Raw genomic sequence first — 21235 nt, 5'->3', positions numbered from 1 at the left:
TTCAAATGAAAGTATTGCTGATAGATATCGACGATAGCCGCGCCAAAAAACTTGAGCCAATTCTGGCTGGAGCGGGCATCGAACTCATTAATCTCAACAATCACCCCACGGACATCTACCAACTCGTTGGCGAGGAGCATCCAGAAATCATTTTAGTAGACACCAACTCCCCCAACCGCGACACCCTCGAACATTTGGCGCAACTGAATAAAGGAAGTCCATGCACGGTTATAGAGCTAGGGAATCGGCGTTCAGAAAGTATTAATCGACTTGCAGCAGAAGCGGGCATCAGTATTTACGCGATAGATGATATCCCGCATAGCTTACTGCAATCGCTAATCGACATTACCTTAAGTTACTTTTATAGCATTGATCATTTAAGCGCAGAAGTGCTCGCCCTTAAACCGGAAGTCGATGCGCGCCAGATTCTAAATAGCGCCAAAAAATTCATCATCGAGACCTACGGTTTAACTGATGAACAGGCTAGCGATTTACTAAGTAAAAATGCCGTTCGTCAGGGCCGCAGCATTAGCGAAGTTTCTCGCCAATTAGTGGATACCGGATCTTTTGTTTAATAATAAAGATCCAGCCCCTACTCATTAAAACCCGCGGATTTATGCCGCTAAAGGCCCACTATGAAAGCGAAAGACATCATCTTCGGTTTCGATTAAAAGCTGTTCTTTCTGCTTAAAAAGCTCAATGCGAGGCGCAATATCTTCATTAGCGTAGCGCTCAGCCAAACTCAAATAATCTTTAAAGTGCCGAGACTCAGATTTTAATAACGAGGTGTAGAAGGCGCCTAATTCGCTGTCTAGCAATGGCGCAATACGGGCAAATCGCTCACAAGAGCGCGCTTCAATTAAGGCGCCAATAATAAGAATATCGATAAGCTTATGTGGCTCACTCGTCCTAGCCTCCCCTCGCAGACCGTTGGCATAACGCGCTGACGACAAAATCCGATACTCAATGCCACGCTTTTTCATAATCGCCATTACCTGTTCGAAATGACGTAATTCTTCTCGCGCTAACTTAGACATCCGGCTGAGTAAATCAGGCTTATCCACGTAACGGAACATTAAGTTCAGGGCCGTACCCGCCGCTTTTTTTTCACAATTAGCATGGTCAATCAGCATTTCCTCTGGGTGAGCAAGCGCAGCATCGACCCACGCCTGCGGAGTCTCACAGGGCAAAAAGGCTAAAATATCACTAATATCTACTGACATGGACAGTCATCCGGCTGATGAAAAACGAGGGGCAGTATAACAAATTCAGCCCAGTATCTGAGCCGCTTCTCGTCATAAAACAGATTGCCGTGGCGCAGTGGGTAAAATTCAAGCTTCGCTGCGTAGATACATACCGATATAACGTTGGTAATGCGCCTCGGAGAGCAAATAGAACTCTTTATCGATGATATCCCTGAGCTGTAACAAGGGCAGATCACGAAACTGCCCGTCAACCACAAATCCAAACTGACTTGTATCACCAATCTGCCCAGCACCGGCCCTAAGCAGCTGAAACAGCCAAATATAAGGGCTTTTATGAACGGGGTAACGCACTCTTTGGATTTGGCATTGCCACTGCAGAACGTCAGCATCGCTGACCCGTAATTTATTCGACATCACCTGAATCAGAAAACCGTCTAGGCGCTCGTCAATAATCTGCTTTTGTTGGTCAGTGTAACTATTCCAGTCAATGACCTCGTGACTGTAGCGTTTACACCCCCGACACACATCATCGCCCAGCGCGGTAGAACACACGCCAGTGCATGGGGTGACAACTCGGGGGTTCATAGCAGCCAAAAGATACTCCAAAATACAGATCAAACTCGGGGACTCAAGAGTAAGCTACCGCCACAAGTGCTGGCAAGTGTCGTAATTCACTTAACCTCCGTAGGGATTTTAAGTATACTTGCAGCCCCCTATTTCGCATCGATGATGGGCATCGATAGCCCCGGCCCCGGCGATCCCGGCGGATACGGGTACCGAAACTGAAAAGAGGAGTTACACTGTGCTAGAAGCATATCGGAAACACGTCGCTGAACGCGCCGCGCAAGGCATTGTTCCCCAGCCACTAAACGCTGAACAAGTTGCGGGCTTAATAGAGCTACTAAAGACTCCGCCCGCTGGCGAAGAAGCGGTACTTGTTGACCTGATATCCAACCGTGTACCACCTGGCGTGGACGAAGCCGCCTATGTTAAAGCAGGATTCCTCGCCGCTGTCGTTAAAGACGAAGCTAGCAGCCCGCTTATCAGCAAAGAACTCGCCGTCAAACTACTGGGCAATATGCACGGTGGCTATAATATCATCACCTTGGTCGACCTCCTCGACCATGCTGACCTAGCAGAACTCGCCGCTAAAGAACTCAAACACACTTTGCTAATGTTTGACGCCTTCCACGATGTGGAAGAAAAAGCGAAAGCCGGCAATGCGTTAGCCAAAGAAGTTATTCAAAGCTGGGCCGACGGCGAATGGTTTACCAACCGCCCCGAAGTAGCAGAAAGCATCGTTAACACCGTATTTAAAGTCACCGGCGAAACCAATACTGATGACTTATCTCCCGCGCCTGATGCGTGGTCACGCCCCGACATTCCATTGCATGCCTTGGCGATGTTCAAAATGGAACGCGATGGTATCAAACCCGATACCCAAGGCAGCGTTGGTCCACTAACCCTGATGGACGAACTCAAGAAGAAAGGTCATCCGATCTCCTTCGTAGGTGATGTTGTCGGCACGGGTTCTTCGCGTAAATCTGCCACCAACTCGGTATTGTGGTTCTTCGGCGACGATATGCCCGGTGTTCCCAATAAGCGTTCCGGCGGCGTATGTATCGGCAGTAAAGTCGCTCCGATCTTCTACAACACCATGGAAGATGCTGGCGCACTGGTATTCGAAGCCCCTGTTGACGATCTAAATATGGGCGATGTGATTGAAATCCGCCCTTATGACGGTGTCATCAAAAATGTTGAAACCGGTGATACCCTCAGCACCTTCGAATTGAAATCACCCGTGTTGTTGGACGAAGTTCGCGCTGGTGGCCGTATCAACCTGATTATCGGACGTGGCCTGACGTCTAAAGCACGCGAATCACTGGGGCTACCCACCTCTACCCTGTTCCGCCTGCCTGAGCAGCCCGTCGATACCGGCAAAGGCTACACCTTGGCGCAGAAAATGGTTGGTCGCGCCTGCGGCCTGCCTGAAGGCGAAGGTATTCGTCCCGGCACTTACTGCGAACCCAGAATGACCACTGTGGGCTCACAGGACACCACTGGCCCGATGACCCGCGACGAGCTGAAAGACTTGGCCTGCCTCGGTTTCTCTGCCGACCTGACCATGCAGTCATTCTGCCACACGGCGGCTTACCCCAAGCCAATTGACATCGACACCCAGCATAACCTGCCAGACTTCATCATGACCCGCGGCGGTGTTTCATTGCGCCCCGGCGACGGTATCATCCACAGCTGGTTGAACCGCATGCTGCTGCCAGATACTGTCGGCACCGGTGGTGACTCCCATACTCGCTTCCCAATGGGTATTTCTTTCCCCGCGGGTTCTGGTTTGGTTGCTTTCGCAGCGGCCACAGGCGTTATGCCTCTAGATATGCCCGAATCAGTGCTAGTTCGCTTTAAAGGCAAAATGCAGCCAGGCATTACCCTGCGCGATCTGGTTCACGCCATTCCTTACCAAGCTATTAAAGAAGGTCATCTGACCGTTGAGAAAAAGGGCAAGAAGAATATTTTCTCTGGCCGCATTCTTGAAATCGAAGGCTTGTCTGGTCTGACTGTTGAACAGGCATTTGAATTGTCCGACGCCTCTGCAGAGCGTTCTGCTGCTGGCTGCACCATCAAGCAAGGTATTCCAGAAATTTCTGAATACCTGCGTTCGAACATCACTCTACTGCGCTGGATGGTAAGCGAAGGCTATGGCGACCCACGTACCTTAGAGCGCCGCGCTGCTAATATGGAAGCATGGCTGGCCAACCCAAGCCTGCTCGAAGGCGACGCCGATGCCGAGTACACTGAGATTATCGAAATCGATCTAGACCAGCTGAAAGAGCCTGTAGTTTGCTGCCCTAACGACCCCGACGACGCTAAGTTGCTGTCTGAAGTTGCTGGCGACAAAGTAGACGAAGTCTTCATCGGTAGCTGCATGACCAACATTGGTCACTTCCGCGCCGCTGGTAAGCTGCTCGACGCCAACAAAGGCACGCTGAATACCCGTCTGTGGATCTCGCCACCCACCAAGATGGATCAGCACACCCTGATGGAAGAAGGCTACTACAACATCTTCGGCGCTTCTGGTGCGCGCACCGAAATGCCAGGTTGTTCACTTTGCATGGGTAACCAAGCGCGTGTTGCGGATGGCGCTACTGTACTCTCCACCTCAACTCGTAACTTCCCTAACCGTCTTGGTAATGGCGCTAATGTCTACCTAACCTCTGCTGAATTAGCATCGGTTGGCGCGATCTTGGGCCGCCTGCCAACGCCAGCTGAATATATGGAATATTGCAAAGATTTGGATGCCATGTCAGGCGAGATTTATCGCTATATGAACTTCGATCAGATTGCGTCTTTCCAAAAAGGTGCGGAAGAAGGTAAGCGTATTGCGTCAGTAGAAATTACTGAGGTGACAATGTAAGTTTTTGGCTTACTCTTGTTAAAAGAAAAGCCGCCTTAGGGCGGCTTTTTTGCATCTGCGTTTTAGCTTTTAACAGTGCCTAGCAGCAACCCTATTTAAGACACTTTAAGCATTCAAGGGTCCATCCTTGCTAAATATGGCGCAATAGCGATATCTATAATCTGGCACTTCGCTAAACGCTGGCAAAGACCAATCTGTAAATATATTTGGCGGCAATGCCTCCTGCGGCACCGGTTTCTCACGCAGCCGATCAGTCCAGCTCATATGAATCTCTTCCATCGCGGTCTCAACTGGAGAATAGCCGTTACGCTGTAAATCTTTTTTAATCGTGGCTTGGTGAAACCCAGACGTGACTAACCAGCCAGGGTTATAGCTGCTCACTCGATCAAATACCTCGGCCTGCATCTCTGCACTTACATAAACGAGCGCATTTAATAGCACCACCACATCGTAACTGCGCTCACTGTCGAAGCTGGCAAAGTCAGCCGCAGGTAAAAATTCGACGGTTCTTTTTACGTTGCTATTCAGAGATACAGCGCCATTATCGATGGTAAAGTACTGCCGTTCTGCCTCAGAACAGCCCTGCAGGATCTCTTGAGGAAACTGAGCGTGATCAGCATAGCTTACAAAGTCTTGCTGCTTGTCAGTTGCGTAACATGAAAGACTAAAGTGCTCATTAAAGCCCCCCGCCAAGTACTGAATAACAAAACTATAGACTTCGGCACCGATGGAGCAGGCATGAAACAATATTGAATAGTGCTTACGCCCTGATATTAGTAATTCATTAAGTAGCGTTTCATTGAGCACCCTATTGCGAAAAAACGCCGTGGTGCCAATGGCATCTCCCACGGTAGGTCGTAATCGAAGCGGTGTCGGTTGTTTAACAGACATAGAATAGTGACTCTAAGCTAGAACTCGATAAACTCTACCTTTGATAGCCCGTCTTAGTAAATACATTTTCGGACCCGGATAAAAGACAAACACTTTTCACTCAGCACCGCCGCTGCGCTTATGCAAAACGGCTCAACGCACACTGCGCTCGTGAGTATGGCTTATTGTGTTCGAAGAGCGTGACAGTGAATTGCGCTCGCAAGCCGCTGTGCAAATAGTCGAGATCAGCAGCAGGCGCAAAGGTTTTTCAGAGCGAAAAACACTAGAGTATGAGGTGGATTAGCAGAGAGGCCTAGTCCGATGTTAAGCCCGAAACCGAGCCTAGAACTAAGTCCTGAGTTCAGCCCTAAATTGAGCGCTTAATACTATTTACAAACGTTCTGCGCGCTCGATTAAAAAGCCTTTGGTGCGTAGCCAGTCACCTCGGAAATACCCATTTCTTTGCCCAAGGTAGTCAATGGATGGACGACAATTAGCCCGCGCACTGATTTTTTAAACTTGCCCATGTCTGCTTGTTCGAGCTTACTTAAAGGACGATGAAATGGCAGTGCGTTTAAAGCCTCTCCCTGCGCTGAATTACTGCGACTCTGCATGCCTTTTATACTGGCAATTTTTTTATTAACCGTCGTCAGCTCACGCTTGAATTGCTTTACTAAACCTTGATCGTCACGCGCCTTGGCATCATCTAATTTACGTCGCAGCATATCTAACTTGTTATTTAACTGCTGAATGTCTTTGTTTAAATTCATTACTACTCTCATTCGTCATTAACCCAAGACAGCGTCTCTCACTATCATCGGCGCGGATCTATCATGGCGGCAGTATAGCAATAACTGACAAATAAACGGGCATAAACTCACCAAGCAAGGGCAGTAAGCCGCACTTGCTGCGCAGAATTTCGCTTAAAACCGGTATTCGTCGTTGAAATAATAGCACGGCGCCACGAACCAACAGTGGCGCTCTCTATATATTGTAGCGCCTCATTTCCCTTCCTGAGCGGGAGTGTTGGCCTGCGACAAATATTTTGCAATATAGGGCTTTCTTAAAACCAAAAACGCGGCGGGCACAAAGAACAAGGACAAGATGGTTGTTAATACGGTGCCTCCCGCCAATACAATTGCAAAGGGTGGCCAGAATCCGCCGCCGGATAAAATCAAGGGAATAAGCCCTGCTACGGTAGTAAGCGTTGTCGAGCCAATATGTTTAGTGCACACCGATACCACATCGACAATCTCTGCCCTGTCTCCAGTCATCGCTAATGGCGAGGCTTTTAATTCAGTCAAAATAACTATCGCCGCGTTTACCGCCAAGCCCATTAACCCCATTAAGCCTATAACGGCGGTAAAACCAAACGGGTATTGGCCAAGCCACAAACTGAGCATGCCCATACCGGCAGATTGAATCGCCACAGCAAATACCAAACCCGCCAAACGGAAAGAGTCGAATGCCATTACCACGGTCACAATAAGCAATACCAGAATAATGCCGACACTGCCCATTAGGTTGCCAACAGCCTCATTGCGGTTTTCGGATTCCCCCCCAATTTCAATAGTGTATCCCGCGGGCACATCAAACTCCTCCTCCGCTAATCGTGCCCTTATGCGATTGAGTACTTCAGAGGGAAGTACATCATCTCTTATAAATATGTCGACCATATTGACGCGTTGACCGTCGCGTCGTGAAATCTGCGCCTGTGCTGGCAGCAACTCTACCGTTGCCAGTGACGACAGGGGTCTTCCCCCTGTTGGTAACACCAGCGGAAACGACATTAAACGATCAATACTGGTGGTTTTTACACCCGCGCCCGAAACCCGCACAGGTAGCTGCTGAGTGCCATCCAACATACTACTCGTGACTACGCCATCAACACTCGCCGCCAACAAAGATGAAATATCCTTCAAGCCAACCTGACTGCGCTGAGCTTCACTTTCATCAATATCAAACCAGATTTTCGGCACCACTTGTCCGAGGGAATCCCGCACGTGAACCACGCCGTCGGTTTCCTGGGCGATACGCCGCAACTCGTCCCCCATGGCCTTCAAGCGCGGCAAACTACTACCATACAAGCGTATTTCAACCGGCGCATTTGAAGGCGGGCCCTGAGCGAGTCGCTGTACGATAATCTGATAGTCAGGGAAGCTCTCGTCCAGCTCGCGCTGCAGCACACTAATTAGTCGATTGGCCTCATTAAAATCCACCATCTTCATCATGGTCTGCGCGTAGTTAGATGCGCCATCCTTACTACTCATTATATTGTAGTAAAAGGACAGCGCATTGCGGCCAATAAACCAGTGTAGGGAAGTAATTTCAGGGTGCCGATTAATCACTTCAGTCACTTGCTCTGTCGCGCGCCGCGTTAGCTCAATACTACTGCCTGCGGGTAGATAGAGCTCAAGATTTATCATGTCCCGATCTGAGGGCGGGAAAAACTGCTCAGGCAAAGTTTGACTAGTGACAAAGCCCAATACTGGCAATACGCACGCCACCAACATCATCCGGCGCGGGCGGAGTAATACCCATGCCAATAGTCGTCGAAAACCGCGATTTAGGCGCGGAGCGCCAACTCCATTGGCTTGATTATTCGCTAACCACTTACCGGCGACCGGAGCAATAATGAACAGCGAAATCAGCCAAGACCCTAGCAGCGAAAATATCACTGTACGGGCCAAGGGTCCGATAAATTCACCTGCAGGTCCGGGCATTAACACCACCGGCATGAAGGTTAAAACCGTGGTTAGTGTGGAACCTAGTAAGGGAATCCAAAGGTGCCGCAGCGCCTTTGACGCCGCCGCAGTGGCGGAGAAACCATCGCGGCGATAGCGCATCACCGTATCCGCCACCACAATGGCGTTGTCGACCATAATCCCCAGCGCAACGATAAGACCCGTCACCGACATCTGATGAATGGGCAAATCGGTCATGCGCATACACGCTAAAGAAAACAGCATCGTCAACGGCAGTGATACCGCGACAATCACGGCGGATCGCCAACCTAAAGTAAACAGCAAAATAGCAAAAATGAATCCAAAACCGAGCAAGATATTATTAATCAAATCGCCCAAGCGCACATTGTTATAGCGCTCTTGCACAAAGAGCTCTTTTAGCTTGATCTCGTCAGGCAAGGTTTGAACGAAATCAGCGACCTCCGCCTGCAATGCGACTGTCCAACGGTCTCCACGCATATGCGGAAGCATTCGCGAACCGATCGCCACAGCGCGCTCACCGCTCACTATCGTCATATCTCGCGGGACATCGGGCCCGCCGCGGTAGACCTGTGCAATATCTTGTAATTGCAGCGATCCGCCGTCGGCTAAGGTTAATAAGGGGGTGCGCCGAATACGTTCAATCGCATCAAAGCCACCAATTAACTCTAGCGAAATACGCTGTTGATCGTTACTGAGTTCACCCGCGGCGGTTTTGGCATCGCTGTTACCCAATAAGGCCGCAATTCTAGGCACATCCAGGCCCACGGCCCCAGCCTTAACAACATCAACTTTAACTTGCACCTCTTCATCTGGCGCCCCTACCACCTCGACAATATCCGTGCCCGCTAAATTTCGCAGTCTATTCGCCAACTCGTCGGCGTAGCGGCCCAAACGCAATAAATCAGTGGGACCGCTGCCCTCCCAGGTCAATGCGCCAATCCAGGTGAAGGCATAGCCTCGGTCAGTATCTAAGTATGGTTCACCCGCACCAGCAGGGAGGTCACGCGCAGCTTGCTGAATTTTATCTCGTAGCTCCGCCCACAGCCGATCATTATCATCCGCCATGACAGCATCTTCTAAGTGCACCAAAATAACCGACATCCCACCACTTGAGTGGGAAGTGATATGCAGCACCTCAGGCACAGTCCGCAGGGTATTCTCTAAGGGTTCAGCAATCAGGCTTTCAACCCGCTCAGCACTGGCGCCTGGGAAGGGTGTGACCAATATAGCGTGACGATTAACAATATGAGGATCTTCAAGCCGCGGTAAACTCGCCACGGCGGCAAGACCCGCAACAAGTATCAGCGCCGTTAGAAGCGCCACCATGCGGGGATTAGTCAGAATTTTAGACAGCATATCTAATCACTCACCCGCCAGGCTGACATGCAGCCCCGGCGACAGTCGATGCAGCCCGGCCGTCACCAAGCGATCACCTGATTGCAGCTCACCGTCAACAAATACTCTGCCCTGATACTGGTAAACTGGCTGAACCGAGCGCTTCCTCACCTGATATAGATCACTATCCGCGACCGCCAAATAATACACCGCCCACGTTCCCCGCACGTCTTCTAACAGGGCTGTCAAGGGAACCCAAAAACCAGCTACCTGTCGCTCTTCAGGCAAATGTAAATAAGTCGTGTTGCCATCGACCGCCGGCGCGTCGGGAGGTAATTGCACCCGCACCGTCCGCGTCTGAGTTCGCCAATCTAAATTCTGCGCGACAGAGATAACTGATACCGGCCACTCGCCAAAATCGCCAGAAATAGTCAAGGTTTGACCGTAAACAAGATTTCGGCCTAGACGATCAGAAATACCAAACACCGCCTCGATATCCCCAGTAGCCACTAGCTGCATCAGCGGCTGCCCTGCACTGACTAAAAACCCCTCCTCTAAGCCCTGAGTCGACACTTCGCCGCTAAAGGGTGCCGTCATCGCCGACTTTTTCTTTCGCAATGCCACGCCTCTAAGACGAGCATCAACCTGTGACAGCTGCGCCGCCGTAGCACTGCGGCGAGACGCGAGTTCATCAAACTGCCCTACCGAAACATAACCGCTCTCTCGTAAGTTACTAAAGCGAATAAGATCTTTATCCAGCTGCTCCAGCCGCGCGCTAACTTCCCGCTGCGCTGCAGTCAGCTCAGACTTTTCAATATCTAATGATCGCGTGTCAAGACGCGCAAGAATGTCACCCGCCTTCACCTGCTGACCATCTTCAACTGTGACTTTCGCAACCTTACCATCCAGTTCAAAGCCAATATCAGCCCGCTGACTGCCAACAACTCGGCCCGCAAATACACGCTGGGCTTGATAGCTAGGCAAACGCTCGATGGCAGTGCTACTGACGCTCTGGATACCGACTTCGGCTAACGCAGCCAGCGGCATCAGGCAAACGGCTATCAGGAAGCCGGCGTGGGCGACAAATCGTTGCATAAAAAAATACTCGGGATACTCTAGATCGTTCCAAATATAGATAAACAAAACTGGACTGTCCAGTCTATTTTATATAAATTAGTATTACATATCGGCAATATATCGCCCTCGGAACAGCCAAAGGTAAACAGTACCGTGCAGGAAAAACGCGTCAGAATAAAAAGTGAAGAAAAGCGCAAGCAGATCATCGACGCCGCCGGCTCCCTATTCATAAGTAGCGGCTTTGAAAAAGTCAGCATGGAAGAAATCGCCAAATCAGCGGGCGTATCTAAACAAACTGTCTACAGTCACTTCGGCAATAAACAACAGTTATTCACCGCCGCTATAGATGGCAAGTGCGACGAGTACCATCTGGCGCCAGGAAAAATAAAACGTTCAATGCAGTGTGAAGAGTATCTGGTATCTTTTTGTATGCACCTGTCGGCCCTACTGACTAGCGAAGACGCCATTGGTATGTTTAGAGTCTGCGTCGCCGAAGCCGGACGATCCGAAGTAGGAGAGTTATTTTGGGATGCGGGACCGGGCAAAATTCGCGCTCAGCTAGCAAATTACCTAGCGGAACAGAATAAGTTAGGCCTCTTAAACATAGCAAATATTGAGACCGCAGCGGCTCAACTTATCTCCATGATTGTCTGTGAAACCCAATTTCGCAGCGTACTCGGTCTACAAAAGAACCGATCTGACACCGAGCTAAAAGAATACGTCAGCCATTGCGCGCAAATGTTTTATAAAGCCTACCGAAGCTAAATACTAACATTCTGGATCTTCCTTTTTTGGAAGCATTTTCGCCGCGACCTCCTTTTGCTGCTCAGCGGTGTTGATCTCAGCCGCTTTACTAACACTCCCGGTCAACTTAATAACGGCTTTTTGTAGAATAATACTATTAGGGTAAGTCACGGTGCTGCCATCATCTCGACGAATAAGAACATGAAACAATGCGATCTCTACAATTCGGCCGGTTATATCGTCATCCTTATCGACCACCTTAATGCGATCGCCAATACGGTAAGGAAATGCAAAAAAGATGATGACACCTGCCGTAATATTACTAAGAATTGACCACTGCGCAACCAAAGCGATACCCAGCACCGCTAAAAATGATGATAGAAATATAAAGACCTGTTGATAGCCTAAGCCGATTACAAAACAGACCAATATAAATCCCAATAGTAAAAAACCAATATTTACGGCTTTTCTCATGTAACCAAGCCGCAGTGCCGACATACGATTTTTTTTGGCGAACGTAACTAGCACGCCATTAACAATGCGGTTCAAATAAAATATCAATGCAACCGAAAAAACAACAATCACAATCTTGGTAATCAATGTGCCAATCCCCTCTTACTTTTTTTTTTCCAACCACTTACGCGGACGCTGATAACGCTTTAGATTTTGTAAATTTTGCTTATAGTTCGGGCTTTGCTGCGAATAATAGCTGCATTCAGTGAAGAGCCGCGTTTGCATTCCCAGCCACGCAGCCCAACACGGCTGCTCTAACGTAACCCTGCCAAGAAAATCCTCTGGTGTTTCGCCCTCTTTACGTTTCAAACCGCGCCGCGCCAGAGCTCGACAGCTTCGCAAATAGTAGCGCGCCGCCAAATCTTCGCCCCGCCGAGTTGGCAAGCGCAAACTAAAAAATGCAGCGAATGCCAAGGGTAGACCGCCCATTAGCATCACGGCAATTAGCATGCGCTGAGGACTGATCTCTCCTAAAACTCCACGCAGAAAACTAGTTTGAGCGTCGCTGTCAAAATTCAGCACCCAGCGCGCCCACGCGTAATTCATATTATCGACAAAGTAGCGCAGACGTGTCGCCCATTCAAAGCGACGAAGCGACATTGGCGACCCATTCAAATACCCGCTCTGACCACTTAATAAGGCTTCCGCACCCAGTCGAATACGTGTTGGAGCAACCGTTGCTGTCGGGTCTACCCGCACCCAGCCACGATCTTCAAACCACACCTCTGCCCACGCGTGTGCATCTGACTGGTGAACCAGCAAATAGTTGTCGCGCTGATTAAATTCACCACCTTGGTAGCCCACAACAATACGCGCGGGCACACCCGCCGCTCGCATTAAATAGACAAAGCTAGCCGCAAAGTGCTCGCAATAGCCTTGTCGAGTGGTAAATAAAAACTCATCGACGTTATTTTCTCCGAGTATGGCTGGCGTGAGCGTGTATTCAAAGGGTGTCGTTTCAAAATACCTGATTGCCGCCGCCACTCGTTCACTGGGGCTGGAGATTTCTTGCTGCCACCGAGCAGCCAAAGCCCGCGCTTTAGGGTTATTGGAGTTACCACCCAGCTGTAAATTTTGACGCTGACTGCCGTCACTGTCCACTAAGGCCTCAGACAAATAGCTCTTAACCGTATACTCGACTCGCCCGCTGATCGGCCGCTTACTTAACCACTGATGTTGGGCCGTGTAATAGACATCGCTTCTATTCACTGCTGCTAGCGGCAAAACGTAAAGCCACTCGTGCAGTGCCGACTCTAGGGTAACGGTATACTCAATACTCTCCTGAGTAATGCTGGGAGAGGAAATTTTATTTCGCGCCGGCCAGGCCGTTCGTGTCCAGCGCCGGCCGTCAAATTGATCAAGCACTAAACCCCGCCAGTAGAGTGATTCAGGGTTGGGCAGATCCCCCTCAAAGCGCACTCGGAATGCCAAGGCACTCGACTGGTTTAGGGTTGCGATATCACCAAACTCAAGTGAATCGGACATTCCCGTGACGCCTTGGCCACTGGGCAATGGCATGGTCCACAGTGGCCCAATACGAGGAAAAATCACAAACAGCAGCAGCATTAGCGGTAGCGATTGCAGGGCCATCACGCACACAGATCGCAGCAGGGTTGTCGCCGGCGCCTTATCGCGATTCATGGCCTGCTGCGCAATCAACAGCACCGCTATTTGCAATAAGGTAAATAGCACATCAATAATTTGTTGTGAAAACAATAAACCACAGGCAACAACGAAATAACTGAGCATGAGCACCAACCAATGATCACGCTCAGTTTTGAGCTCTAGCAACTTTAAAATAACCGCCAGAACAAGTATCGCTACCATCGCTTCTATGGCAAACAGCGAGCCAAATGACGCATAAACCCCAGCCACCGAGGTAATGGCTAACAAGCCCTTTACAGCCACAACTGGAAAAACCCAGCCAACTGTAATAATGCGCCAATACCACCATGCCGACGCAGCCCACACCAGCACAATCCAAAATGGCAACACTGCAACCAAGGGTAGTATCGCTAACAACTGCGCCAGCAATAGCCAGACTACTGCGTGACGATTATCCGCAGCGTTCACGACCACCACTCCATATTAATTGCCGACTTCATGAGTATTGTGCCAGTGCGCGCAAGACCCGCGGCAATTGATCTCCGCCGCTGGCCGCAGCAATGTTGACACCAGGCATCTGCAAACCAAAGGAGAGTCCGCGTGCATTGCAATCCAGCGCCCAAGCACACAGCGTGCTTAATCGATCCTCTGTACCTAAACCGTCGAGCTCATTCCAATCCAACATTAATTCATCCGCCTGCGATTGCTCAAACTGCTTGCTCTGCAGCGCTTGCCCCTTAGCGTAAGCCTTCCAGAAAATACGCCTAGGTGGCTGTCCCGGCTGATAACGTTGAAAGCCACTGAATTCGTCACTATCACGAGCGATATCGGGAATGCTACCCTCACCTTCCGCCGCACTATTCACCAATGGTCGCAGTAACTTTGCCTGCGGGTAAACTAGGCAGTGCCAGTCTAATTTAGGCGCGCCCCAACACCGCAATATTCCCAGTGGATAGCGGGTGGTAATCGTCATTCGGCCTGGGCGCAGCGGACCACGCTTAAGCGTCGGATATTTTAAAATCACATCCGCCCCCCCTATTTGCCTACTCAAAGAACAAGATACTGGTGCTTGATCGGTAAATCCTAAATACAAGCGATGGCGATCACGCGCGCCCGCTTCCAGGTGCAAATGAAAGGCAGCCGGCTGACCGGCAAATACCGCTTCCGCCGCGCCGGCTCGTAAACTAATTCCAGATAAATTAGCGTAGGTATGAAGAATCGCTACTAAGAGAAGACTAAAGAGCCAGAAGGTAAGCGCAAAAATAAGATTGTTTTGATAATTAATCGCCAGTAATAAAAGCCCCAGCAACATCAATAGATATCCAGCACCAGCGCGCGATGGAATAATAAAAATACGGCGCTGATTAAGCACTAAGTGACTGCAGGGAGGGCTTCGTTTCTCCAACCAAGCGTCGAAGCGACCACGAATAAAGGCCTTGATTTTGCCCACCATAGCTACACCACTACCGGCACCTGTGACAGCAAGCGCTTAATTAAGTCCGGACCATCATCCTGACTATCTGCAGCGGGCTTTAAGCGGTGAGCAGCCACTGGCTCTAGCAGTAGCTGAATATCATCAGGTAAAACATACTCACGCCCGTCTAGCATTGCCCACGCTTTAGACGCCTGGATTAAGGCCAAGGCAGCGCGGGTAGAAAGCCCAAATGCATAGTGAGAATCCTGACGAGTAAAGGCAATGAGCCTTTGCACATAAGACAACACGCTGTCGCGAATTTCAATTTTATCGACCATAGCCTGTAGGCCAATAATTTTTTCCGCATTCAATAGAGCGCGGAGCTCCGCTATTAACGCCCGCGGATCACCGCCCGCCAGTAATCGACGCTCTGATTTTTCATCGGGATAACCCAGTGAAATCCGCATTAAAAATCGGTCTAACTGAGACTCAGGTAAGGGAAACGTACCGGATTGAAACCACGGGTTTTGAGTCGCCATTACAAAGAAAGGTTTAGGTAAAGCACGCGTTTCACCTTCTACCGTGACCTGCTTTTCAGCCATCGCCTCAAGTAAGGCGCTTTGGGTTTTAGGGCTTGCGCGGTTAATTTCATCGACCAATAAAAATTGGGTAAATACTGGCCCGGCATGAAAATGGAAGGCATTGCTATTGCGATCAAATATCGACACACCGAGAATGTCTGAGGGCAATAGATCACTAGTGAACTGCATGCGCTGATAATCTAAACCGGTAACTTTAGCAAAGGCCTGAGACAGTGTGGTTTTACCCACACCCGGCACATCTTCAATCAGCAGATGACCGCGAGCGAGCAAGCAGCACAAGGCTTGTCGAATTTGATGGTCTTTGCCCAGTACGACCCTAGAGATTTCTTCAGTGAGCTGCGCAAAAATGTCCATGGCTTACAAAGCGTCCAAACCACGTTGCATATCTTTACGTAAATCTTCGATGTCTTCTAAACCGACTGACACCCTAATTAGGTTATCGGCAATGCCGGTTTCACGGCGCTGCTCGACGGTCAAGCGGCCATGGGTGGTCGTGGCCGGATGAACGATAGTGGTTTTTGTGTCGCCCAAATTAGCGGTAATAGAAACTAAGCGCGTGGCATCAATAAAGCGCCAAGCCGCGTCTTGATCACTGCCAACTTCAAAGGACAATACGCCGCCGAATGCCTTTTGCTGCAAGGCAGCAAGTGCATGCTGAGGATGATCAGGTAAACCTGAATAGTAAACTTTTACTACACCAGGCTGATCTTGTAGCCACGTCGCCAGCGCCAAAGCATTGCTGCTATGCGCCATCATTCTCAGCCGCAAGGTTTCTAAACCCTTGAGAAATACCCAGGCATTAAAGGGGCTCATGCTTGGGCCAGCGGTTCTAATAAACGCAAGTACCTCATTCATTTGTTCGCGGCGGCCAACCACGGCGCCACCGACACTGCGGCCCTGGCCATCAAGGTACTTAGTTGCAGAGTGCACCACGATGTCTGCGCCCAAGGCTAGCGGCAGTTGCAAAGCAGGAGTACAGAAACAGTTATCTACGACCAATAGGCAGTCATGCTGATGGGCGATATCTGCCAAGACTCGAATATCGGCAACTTCCGACAGCGGGTTTGACGGCGTTTCCAGCATCAACATCTTGGTATTAGGGCTAATGGCATCTCGCCACTCTTGCGCGTCGATCGGTGAAACGAAGGTCGTGCTAATTCCAAGCTTAGCCAAATACTTATTGAGTAAAACCGTAGTTGTACCAAAGACACTTCGCGAGCAAATAATGTGATCGCCAGACTCAAGCAAGGCAACGCAGGTGCTTAAAATGGCAGCCATACCAGATGCAGTGGCAACGCCCATTTCAGCACCTTCAAGGGCAGCAATGCGATCCTCAAAGGTTCTTACCGTCGGGTTGGTATAGCGGGAATACACATTGCCAGGCTGCGCACCTGAGAAACGCGCTGCCGCTTCTGACGCCGTCGAAAACACATAGCTCGAGGTCATAAAAATAGGCTCAGCGTGCTCGCCTTCAAACGTTCGCACTTGGCCAGCGCGCACTGCTCGAGTGTCGAGTTCAGCTTCGGCCAATACTGCTTGTCGCTGGGCCAAATATTCTTGCTCGGTCATGATTATTGCTCTCTCGCCACTCAAGTCAGAACGATATCGCTCTATGATACGTCGTTATGCAGCCCAATCAACGCGCCTTCACCGACCACGGCATTGCGTTCATTTTGAGAATTATCATTGCGATCCGCCGCCAGCTTATCCAGATAGACTTGATCGACATCGCCGGTGACATAATTGCCATTAAATACCGAACACTCGAAATCGGTAATTTTAGGATTACCTTCAGAAGAGCAGCTAATCAAATCTTCAAGATCCTGATACAACAACCAGTCGGCACCAATTTCTGTCTGCACTTCTTCTGGGGTGCGGCCGTGAGCAATTAACTCATTGGCAGACGGCATATCTATGCCGTAAACATTCGGGTAGCGCACCGGCGGCGCAGCAGACGCGAAGTAGACCTTGCGAGCACCTGCATCGCGGGCCATTTCAATAATCTGCTGGCAGGTGGTGCCGCGAACAATTGAATCATCCACTAACATCACGTTTTTATCTTTAAACTCCAAGCCAATGGCATTGAGCTTTTGCTTGACCGATTTCTTACGCTCACTTTGGCCCGGCATAATAAACGTCCGACCAATGTAGCGATTCTTAACCAAGCCTTCGCGAAATTTAACGCCCAACTTAGCGGCCATAGATTGCGCAGCAATACGGCTTGAATCTGGAATGGGGACAATAACGTCGATGTCGTGGTCAGGATAATCACGAAGAATTTTTTCCGCTAAACGCTCACCTTGGCGCAGACGGGATTTGTATACCGAGATCCCATCCATAATAGAATCTGGACGCGCAAAATATACATGCTCGAAAATACAGGGGCGATAGTCACTTACCTCGGCGCAACGCCGAACGTGGATTTCACCGCTAGTTTGGATATAAACGGCTTCGCCCGGTGCCACATCGCCAAGCAATTTATACCCAAGGGCATCCAGAGCGACACTCTCAGACGCCAACATATACTCTTTACCCTGCTCCGACTCTCGCTCACCATAGACCAGCGGACGAATACCATTGGGGTCGCGAAAGCCAATAACGCCATAATTAGCGATCATCGCCACTACAGCATAGCCACCTTTACAGCGATAATGCACACCGCTAACAGCAGCAAATACATCGTCGGCGGTAGGCACCAACTTACCCAATTTTTGCAATTCATGGGCGAAGACATTGAGCAGCACTTCTGAATCGGACTCGGTATTCAAATGTCGCAAATCAGACTGAAAAAGCTCCTTCGACAACTCGGCGGCGTTAGTCAAATTACCGTTGTGCGCAAGACTGATGCCATAGGGTGAGTTAACATAAAAAGGTTGTGCTAAGGCTGGGCTAGAACTGCCCGCCGTGGGATAACGAACATGACCAATACCGATATTCCCCGTTAAACGCTGCATATGCCGCGTATGGAAAACATCTTTCACTAGACCATTGCCTTTGCGCTGATTTAGCTTGCCGTGCTCAAAAGTCACAATGCCCGCAGCATCCTGACCTCGATGCTGAAGCACCGTTAATGCATCGTACAAATCTTGGTTTACATTAGTCTTTGCGACTATACCTACGATGCCACACATGCACTACTACCTCATTTGGACGAAGATCTAAACTAGTTACTCTGGCTCGACAATAAAGACGAGCCCCAGTTAACCACATCATTAAAGCTCTGCTCTGACCAGTCTTTCATCAACAGAAACTCGGGTACCAGTTGGGACTCCTTCCACCACTGATCATTTTCCACTCCCGTCAACAAGGACGGCAGCAAGACTAAGGCGGCCAACACCACGATCAAGCCGCGGGCAGTGCCAAAGATCATACCTAGCAAGCGGTCTGTGCCGCTAAGACCGGTACGCTTTACCATGACGGCAATAATATGGGTTATTAAGCTACCCACCACCAAGACCGTAATAAAAACCAGAATATAGGCAAGAATTTCCCGCAGATAGACCTTATCTATTAAGGATTCTAGCAACGCAACGGCTTGTGGATGAAAAGCAACGGCAATAAAGAATGCGACCGCCCACGTTAATAAGGACAGCGCTTCTTTTACAAAACCGCGAATTAAACTGATAAGCGCAGAGGCTGATATAACCGCCAGAATGGCCCAATCAGCCCAGTTAAACGTGCTTAGCACTGTAAGCGGCTCCGACAGAAGTTCGAGATGCGAAGTCTAACAAGCCCAGCGCTACAGCCCAAGTAAGATTTTGCGTTGAACACCAACTAAGGCTCGAAACGGTTAACAATAGACTTCACCTTAAAGCGCTTATTTATTGCAGTCTGCTGGGAGACGGCCTTTTCATTACTAATCACCGGCCCGACCAACACCCGATACAAGGGCTTGGAATTACGCTGAATTTCATCGATAAATGCTTTATATCCGGCACCTTGCAGGGATTTCTTCAGGCCCTCTGCATTTGTCTTACTACCAAACACACCTACCTGAACCACCCAGGCCGGCGGCAATCCATTAGCATCTAATCTCTTTGCGGCCACCGGTTTAGCCGGCAGGTCTTTTTTCACTGCGACCGGTTCAGATTTAGCCACAGGCGCTGATTTTTTCGGGCTGTCTGCTGGATCAGGAATATTACCAGCTTCGGCTCTCACTGCTGCGCCTATTGCATTGTCATCCGCATCTGCAATCGGCAAATTTGGCTGCTCGGGAACTAACAGGGTGTCTGCCGACATTATACCCTCTGGCTTCATCGGCGGTGTATCTATTACCGGATCAACCAGCGGCGCATCTGGAATTTGAGTCTTTCGGTCCAGCTTTGAGGCCGCCGGCCCGGTAAATAGCAGTGACCAGAGAATAACCCCGCCGCACAGCAACACCAATGCACCCACTAAGCGCTGTCTCATCATAATTTAGACTCTCCCACTAACCTTGTTTCTATACTGATTGGGTCAGCCAATACTGTCATGGCCGCTGCCACAGTGAAAAATGATCCAAACACCACTAAACGATCGCCTGCTGACAGGCGCGCCAGTGCGCCATCAACACCGTCGGCAAAAGATGTCGCAACTGATACGTCGATAATTTGCTGCGCATGAAGCAGCGTTTCCACTGTCACCACTTGCGCTGCACGCTCATTGCCTGACAATGGCGCCAAGCTCCAATGGCCGAAACAGGGTTTTAATATGGTAATCATCTCAGCAATTGATTTATCAGCCATGACCGCAAAAAGACACTCTGTGCGTCCGGCAATGGGTTTGGCATTAAGATGATCGCGCAATATTTGCACCGATGCTGGGTTGTGCGCCACATCCAGCACTAACTCAATGCCCCGATACTGAAGATGCTGGCAGCGGCCGACAACACTCACTGCAGTCAAGCCCTGCCGTATTGCCGATTCTGACACCGGTAAACCGATGTATTCGAGTGCCTGCAACACGGTTGCCGCGTTATCAACTAGCAGCGCTGGATAGGGCAAATCACGGTAACAAACAAGCTCACCATTGACGGCTCGCCCCTGCCAGTGCCAGCCCTCACTACTATCGGTAATATTGAAATCGTCGCCCCGACAAATAAGCTCGACACCAAGTTGAGCACCATAATGTAATAGAGACGCCGGCGGCGCCCCATCACCAATAATTGCCGGTCGACCCGACCTGAAGATACCCGCTTTTTCACGACCTATTGCTTCGCGATCACTCCCCAGCCAGGCCTCGTGATCAATCGCAATTGAACTCACAATCGCGACATCAGCGTCGATAATATTAACCGCATCTAAACGCCCACCTAAACCGACTTCAAGAATCACTACATCAACTGCTTGCTGCTGGAAGATAAGCAGTGCCGCCAAGGTGCCAAATTCAAAATAGGTCAGCGAGGTTTCGCCGCGCGCATCATCCACTGCAGCGAAAGCACGGCATAGGGAGTCATCGTCAACGCTATTGTCGGCAACCACAATACGTTCATGATAGTGATTTAAATGGGGAGAAGTATAAGCGCCCACTCGGTAACCTTGAGCACCTAATATAGAAGACAACAGGGCCACACAGGACCCCTTACCATTGGTACCGGCAACCGTAACTACCGGCATATCCAGCGCGATCTCTAGCTGCTGCGCCACCAGCGCGACACGTTCAAGACCGAGGTCAATGCTGCGGGGATGTTGCGTTTCCATCCACCGCAACCAATCATCGAGCTGTGTAAACCTCAT

Annotated in this window: 18 protein-coding genes; 3 read left to right on the top strand and 15 right to left on the bottom strand. The window is 49.9% G+C overall.

The annotated features are described in order from the left end of the window. Window positions 1-5 precede the first annotated feature (5 nt). The gene (locus tag AB4875_RS09535) at window positions 6-575 is read left to right on the top strand and encodes an ANTAR domain-containing response regulator (RefSeq protein WP_368375832.1); all 570 of its coding nucleotides are present in this window, start codon (window positions 6-8) and stop codon (window positions 573-575) included. Between the two features lie 39 nt (window positions 576-614). Here AB4875_RS09535 and AB4875_RS09530 read toward each other — a convergent pair whose 3' ends face one another. Together AB4875_RS09530 and AB4875_RS09525 are read right to left on the bottom strand one after the other, a co-directional pair. After that, window positions 615-1223, bottom strand: a complete 609-nt coding sequence (locus AB4875_RS09530) for a MiaE family protein (RefSeq protein WP_368375831.1) — start codon at window positions 1221-1223, stop codon at window positions 615-617. Window positions 1224-1331: 108 nt separating this feature from the next. Continuing rightward, window positions 1332-1790 carry a DUF1289 domain-containing protein gene (locus tag AB4875_RS09525; protein ID WP_368377067.1) on the bottom strand — a complete coding sequence of 153 codons (459 nt, stop codon included), beginning with the start codon at window positions 1788-1790 and terminating at the stop codon, window positions 1332-1334. 217 nt (window positions 1791-2007) lie between these two features. On the opposite strand from AB4875_RS09525, the gene acnB reads away from it, so the two are divergent. Beyond that, entirely contained in the window at window positions 2008-4635 is a 2628-nt protein-coding gene (acnB, locus tag AB4875_RS09520) for a bifunctional aconitate hydratase 2/2-methylisocitrate dehydratase (protein WP_368375830.1), read from the top strand. Window positions 4636-4740: 105 nt separating this feature from the next. Here acnB and AB4875_RS09515 read toward each other — a convergent pair whose 3' ends face one another. The 4 genes from AB4875_RS09515 to AB4875_RS09500 form a co-directional block, all read right to left on the bottom strand. After that, entirely contained in the window at window positions 4741-5526 is a 786-nt protein-coding gene (locus AB4875_RS09515) for a CheR family methyltransferase (RefSeq protein WP_368375829.1), read from the bottom strand. A gap of 392 nt (window positions 5527-5918) precedes the next feature. Further along, the gene (locus AB4875_RS09510) at window positions 5919-6275 is read right to left on the bottom strand and encodes a YibL family ribosome-associated protein (protein ID WP_368375828.1); all 357 of its coding nucleotides are present in this window, start codon (window positions 6273-6275) and stop codon (window positions 5919-5921) included. A gap of 231 nt (window positions 6276-6506) precedes the next feature. Further along, complete coding sequence (locus tag AB4875_RS09505) at window positions 6507-9587, bottom strand: efflux RND transporter permease subunit (protein ID WP_368375827.1); 3081 nt, start codon at window positions 9585-9587, stop codon at window positions 6507-6509. A gap of 6 nt (window positions 9588-9593) precedes the next feature. After that, window positions 9594-10661: an efflux RND transporter periplasmic adaptor subunit gene (locus AB4875_RS09500; protein ID WP_368375826.1), complete on the bottom strand. Its 1068-nt coding sequence runs from the start codon at window positions 10659-10661 to the stop codon at window positions 9594-9596. A gap of 135 nt (window positions 10662-10796) precedes the next feature. Between AB4875_RS09500 and AB4875_RS09495 the strand changes: the two genes are divergently transcribed. Further along, the gene (locus tag AB4875_RS09495) at window positions 10797-11408 is read left to right on the top strand and encodes a TetR/AcrR family transcriptional regulator (protein ID WP_368375825.1); all 612 of its coding nucleotides are present in this window, start codon (window positions 10797-10799) and stop codon (window positions 11406-11408) included. Between the two features lie 3 nt (window positions 11409-11411). Here AB4875_RS09495 and AB4875_RS09490 read toward each other — a convergent pair whose 3' ends face one another. The 9 genes from AB4875_RS09490 to folC all read right to left on the bottom strand — a co-directional run bounded on the left by AB4875_RS09490 (window position 11412) and on the right by folC (window position 21235). Then, complete coding sequence (locus AB4875_RS09490; protein WP_368375824.1) at window positions 11412-11987, bottom strand: mechanosensitive ion channel family protein; 576 nt, start codon at window positions 11985-11987, stop codon at window positions 11412-11414. A gap of 15 nt (window positions 11988-12002) precedes the next feature. After that, on the bottom strand, window positions 12003-13973 hold the full coding sequence (locus tag AB4875_RS09485) for a transglutaminaseTgpA domain-containing protein (RefSeq protein WP_368375823.1): 1971 nt from the start codon (window positions 13971-13973) through the stop codon (window positions 12003-12005). Between the two features lie 28 nt (window positions 13974-14001). Next, the gene (locus tag AB4875_RS09480; protein WP_368375822.1) at window positions 14002-14958 is read right to left on the bottom strand and encodes a DUF58 domain-containing protein; all 957 of its coding nucleotides are present in this window, start codon (window positions 14956-14958) and stop codon (window positions 14002-14004) included. A 2-nt stretch (window positions 14959-14960) separates the two neighbouring features. Beyond that, complete coding sequence (locus AB4875_RS09475) at window positions 14961-15875, bottom strand: AAA family ATPase (protein WP_368375821.1); 915 nt, start codon at window positions 15873-15875, stop codon at window positions 14961-14963. Window positions 15876-15878: 3 nt separating this feature from the next. Further along, window positions 15879-17090 carry an O-succinylhomoserine sulfhydrylase gene (locus tag AB4875_RS09470; RefSeq protein WP_368375820.1) on the bottom strand — a complete coding sequence of 404 codons (1212 nt, stop codon included), beginning with the start codon at window positions 17088-17090 and terminating at the stop codon, window positions 15879-15881. A gap of 41 nt (window positions 17091-17131) precedes the next feature. After that, window positions 17132-18652: an amidophosphoribosyltransferase gene (purF, locus tag AB4875_RS09465; RefSeq protein ID WP_368375819.1), complete on the bottom strand. Its 1521-nt coding sequence runs from the start codon at window positions 18650-18652 to the stop codon at window positions 17132-17134. A gap of 32 nt (window positions 18653-18684) precedes the next feature. Then, window positions 18685-19209: a CvpA family protein gene (locus AB4875_RS09460; RefSeq protein WP_368375818.1), complete on the bottom strand. Its 525-nt coding sequence runs from the start codon at window positions 19207-19209 to the stop codon at window positions 18685-18687. An 86-nt stretch (window positions 19210-19295) separates the two neighbouring features. Continuing rightward, entirely contained in the window at window positions 19296-19934 is a 639-nt protein-coding gene (locus AB4875_RS09455) for an SPOR domain-containing protein (RefSeq protein ID WP_368375816.1), read from the bottom strand. Then, the gene (gene folC, locus AB4875_RS09450) at window positions 19931-21235 is read right to left on the bottom strand and encodes a bifunctional tetrahydrofolate synthase/dihydrofolate synthase (RefSeq protein ID WP_368375815.1); all 1305 of its coding nucleotides are present in this window, start codon (window positions 21233-21235) and stop codon (window positions 19931-19933) included. The genes AB4875_RS09455 and folC overlap by 4 nt, the downstream gene beginning before the upstream one ends.

The organism is Zhongshania sp. R06B22 (genome assembly GCF_040892595.1).
GTDB lineage: Bacteria > Pseudomonadota > Gammaproteobacteria > Pseudomonadales > Spongiibacteraceae > Spongiibacter > Spongiibacter arctica.
This window is presented reverse-complemented; position numbering and strand designations above follow the sequence as displayed.

Coding starts and splice junctions, on each gene's coding strand:
- AB4875_RS09535 (WP_368375832.1), top strand. CDS start 6: ATGAAAGTATTGCTGATAGATATCGACGATAGCCGCGCCAAAAAACTT.
- AB4875_RS09530 (WP_368375831.1), bottom strand. CDS start 1,223: ATGTCAGTAGATATTAGTGATATTTTAGCCTTTTTGCCCTGTGAGACT.
- AB4875_RS09525 (WP_368377067.1), bottom strand. CDS start 1,790: ATGAACCCCCGAGTTGTCACCCCATGCACTGGCGTGTGTTCTACCGCG.
- AB4875_RS09515 (WP_368375829.1), bottom strand. CDS start 5,526: ATGTCTGTTAAACAACCGACACCGCTTCGATTACGACCTACCGTGGGA.
- AB4875_RS09510 (WP_368375828.1), bottom strand. CDS start 6,275: ATGAATTTAAACAAAGACATTCAGCAGTTAAATAACAAGTTAGATATG.
- AB4875_RS09505 (WP_368375827.1), bottom strand. CDS start 9,587: ATGCTGTCTAAAATTCTGACTAATCCCCGCATGGTGGCGCTTCTAACG.
- AB4875_RS09500 (WP_368375826.1), bottom strand. CDS start 10,661: ATGCAACGATTTGTCGCCCACGCCGGCTTCCTGATAGCCGTTTGCCTG.
- AB4875_RS09480 (WP_368375822.1), bottom strand. CDS start 14,958: ATGGTGGGCAAAATCAAGGCCTTTATTCGTGGTCGCTTCGACGCTTGG.
- AB4875_RS09475 (WP_368375821.1), bottom strand. CDS start 15,875: ATGGACATTTTTGCGCAGCTCACTGAAGAAATCTCTAGGGTCGTACTG.
- AB4875_RS09470 (WP_368375820.1), bottom strand. CDS start 17,090: ATGACCGAGCAAGAATATTTGGCCCAGCGACAAGCAGTATTGGCCGAA.
- purF (WP_368375819.1), bottom strand. CDS start 18,652: ATGTGTGGCATCGTAGGTATAGTCGCAAAGACTAATGTAAACCAAGAT.
- AB4875_RS09455 (WP_368375816.1), bottom strand. CDS start 19,934: ATGATGAGACAGCGCTTAGTGGGTGCATTGGTGTTGCTGTGCGGCGGG.
- folC (WP_368375815.1), bottom strand. CDS start 21,235: ATGAGGTTTACACAGCTCGATGATTGGTTGCGGTGGATGGAAACGCAA.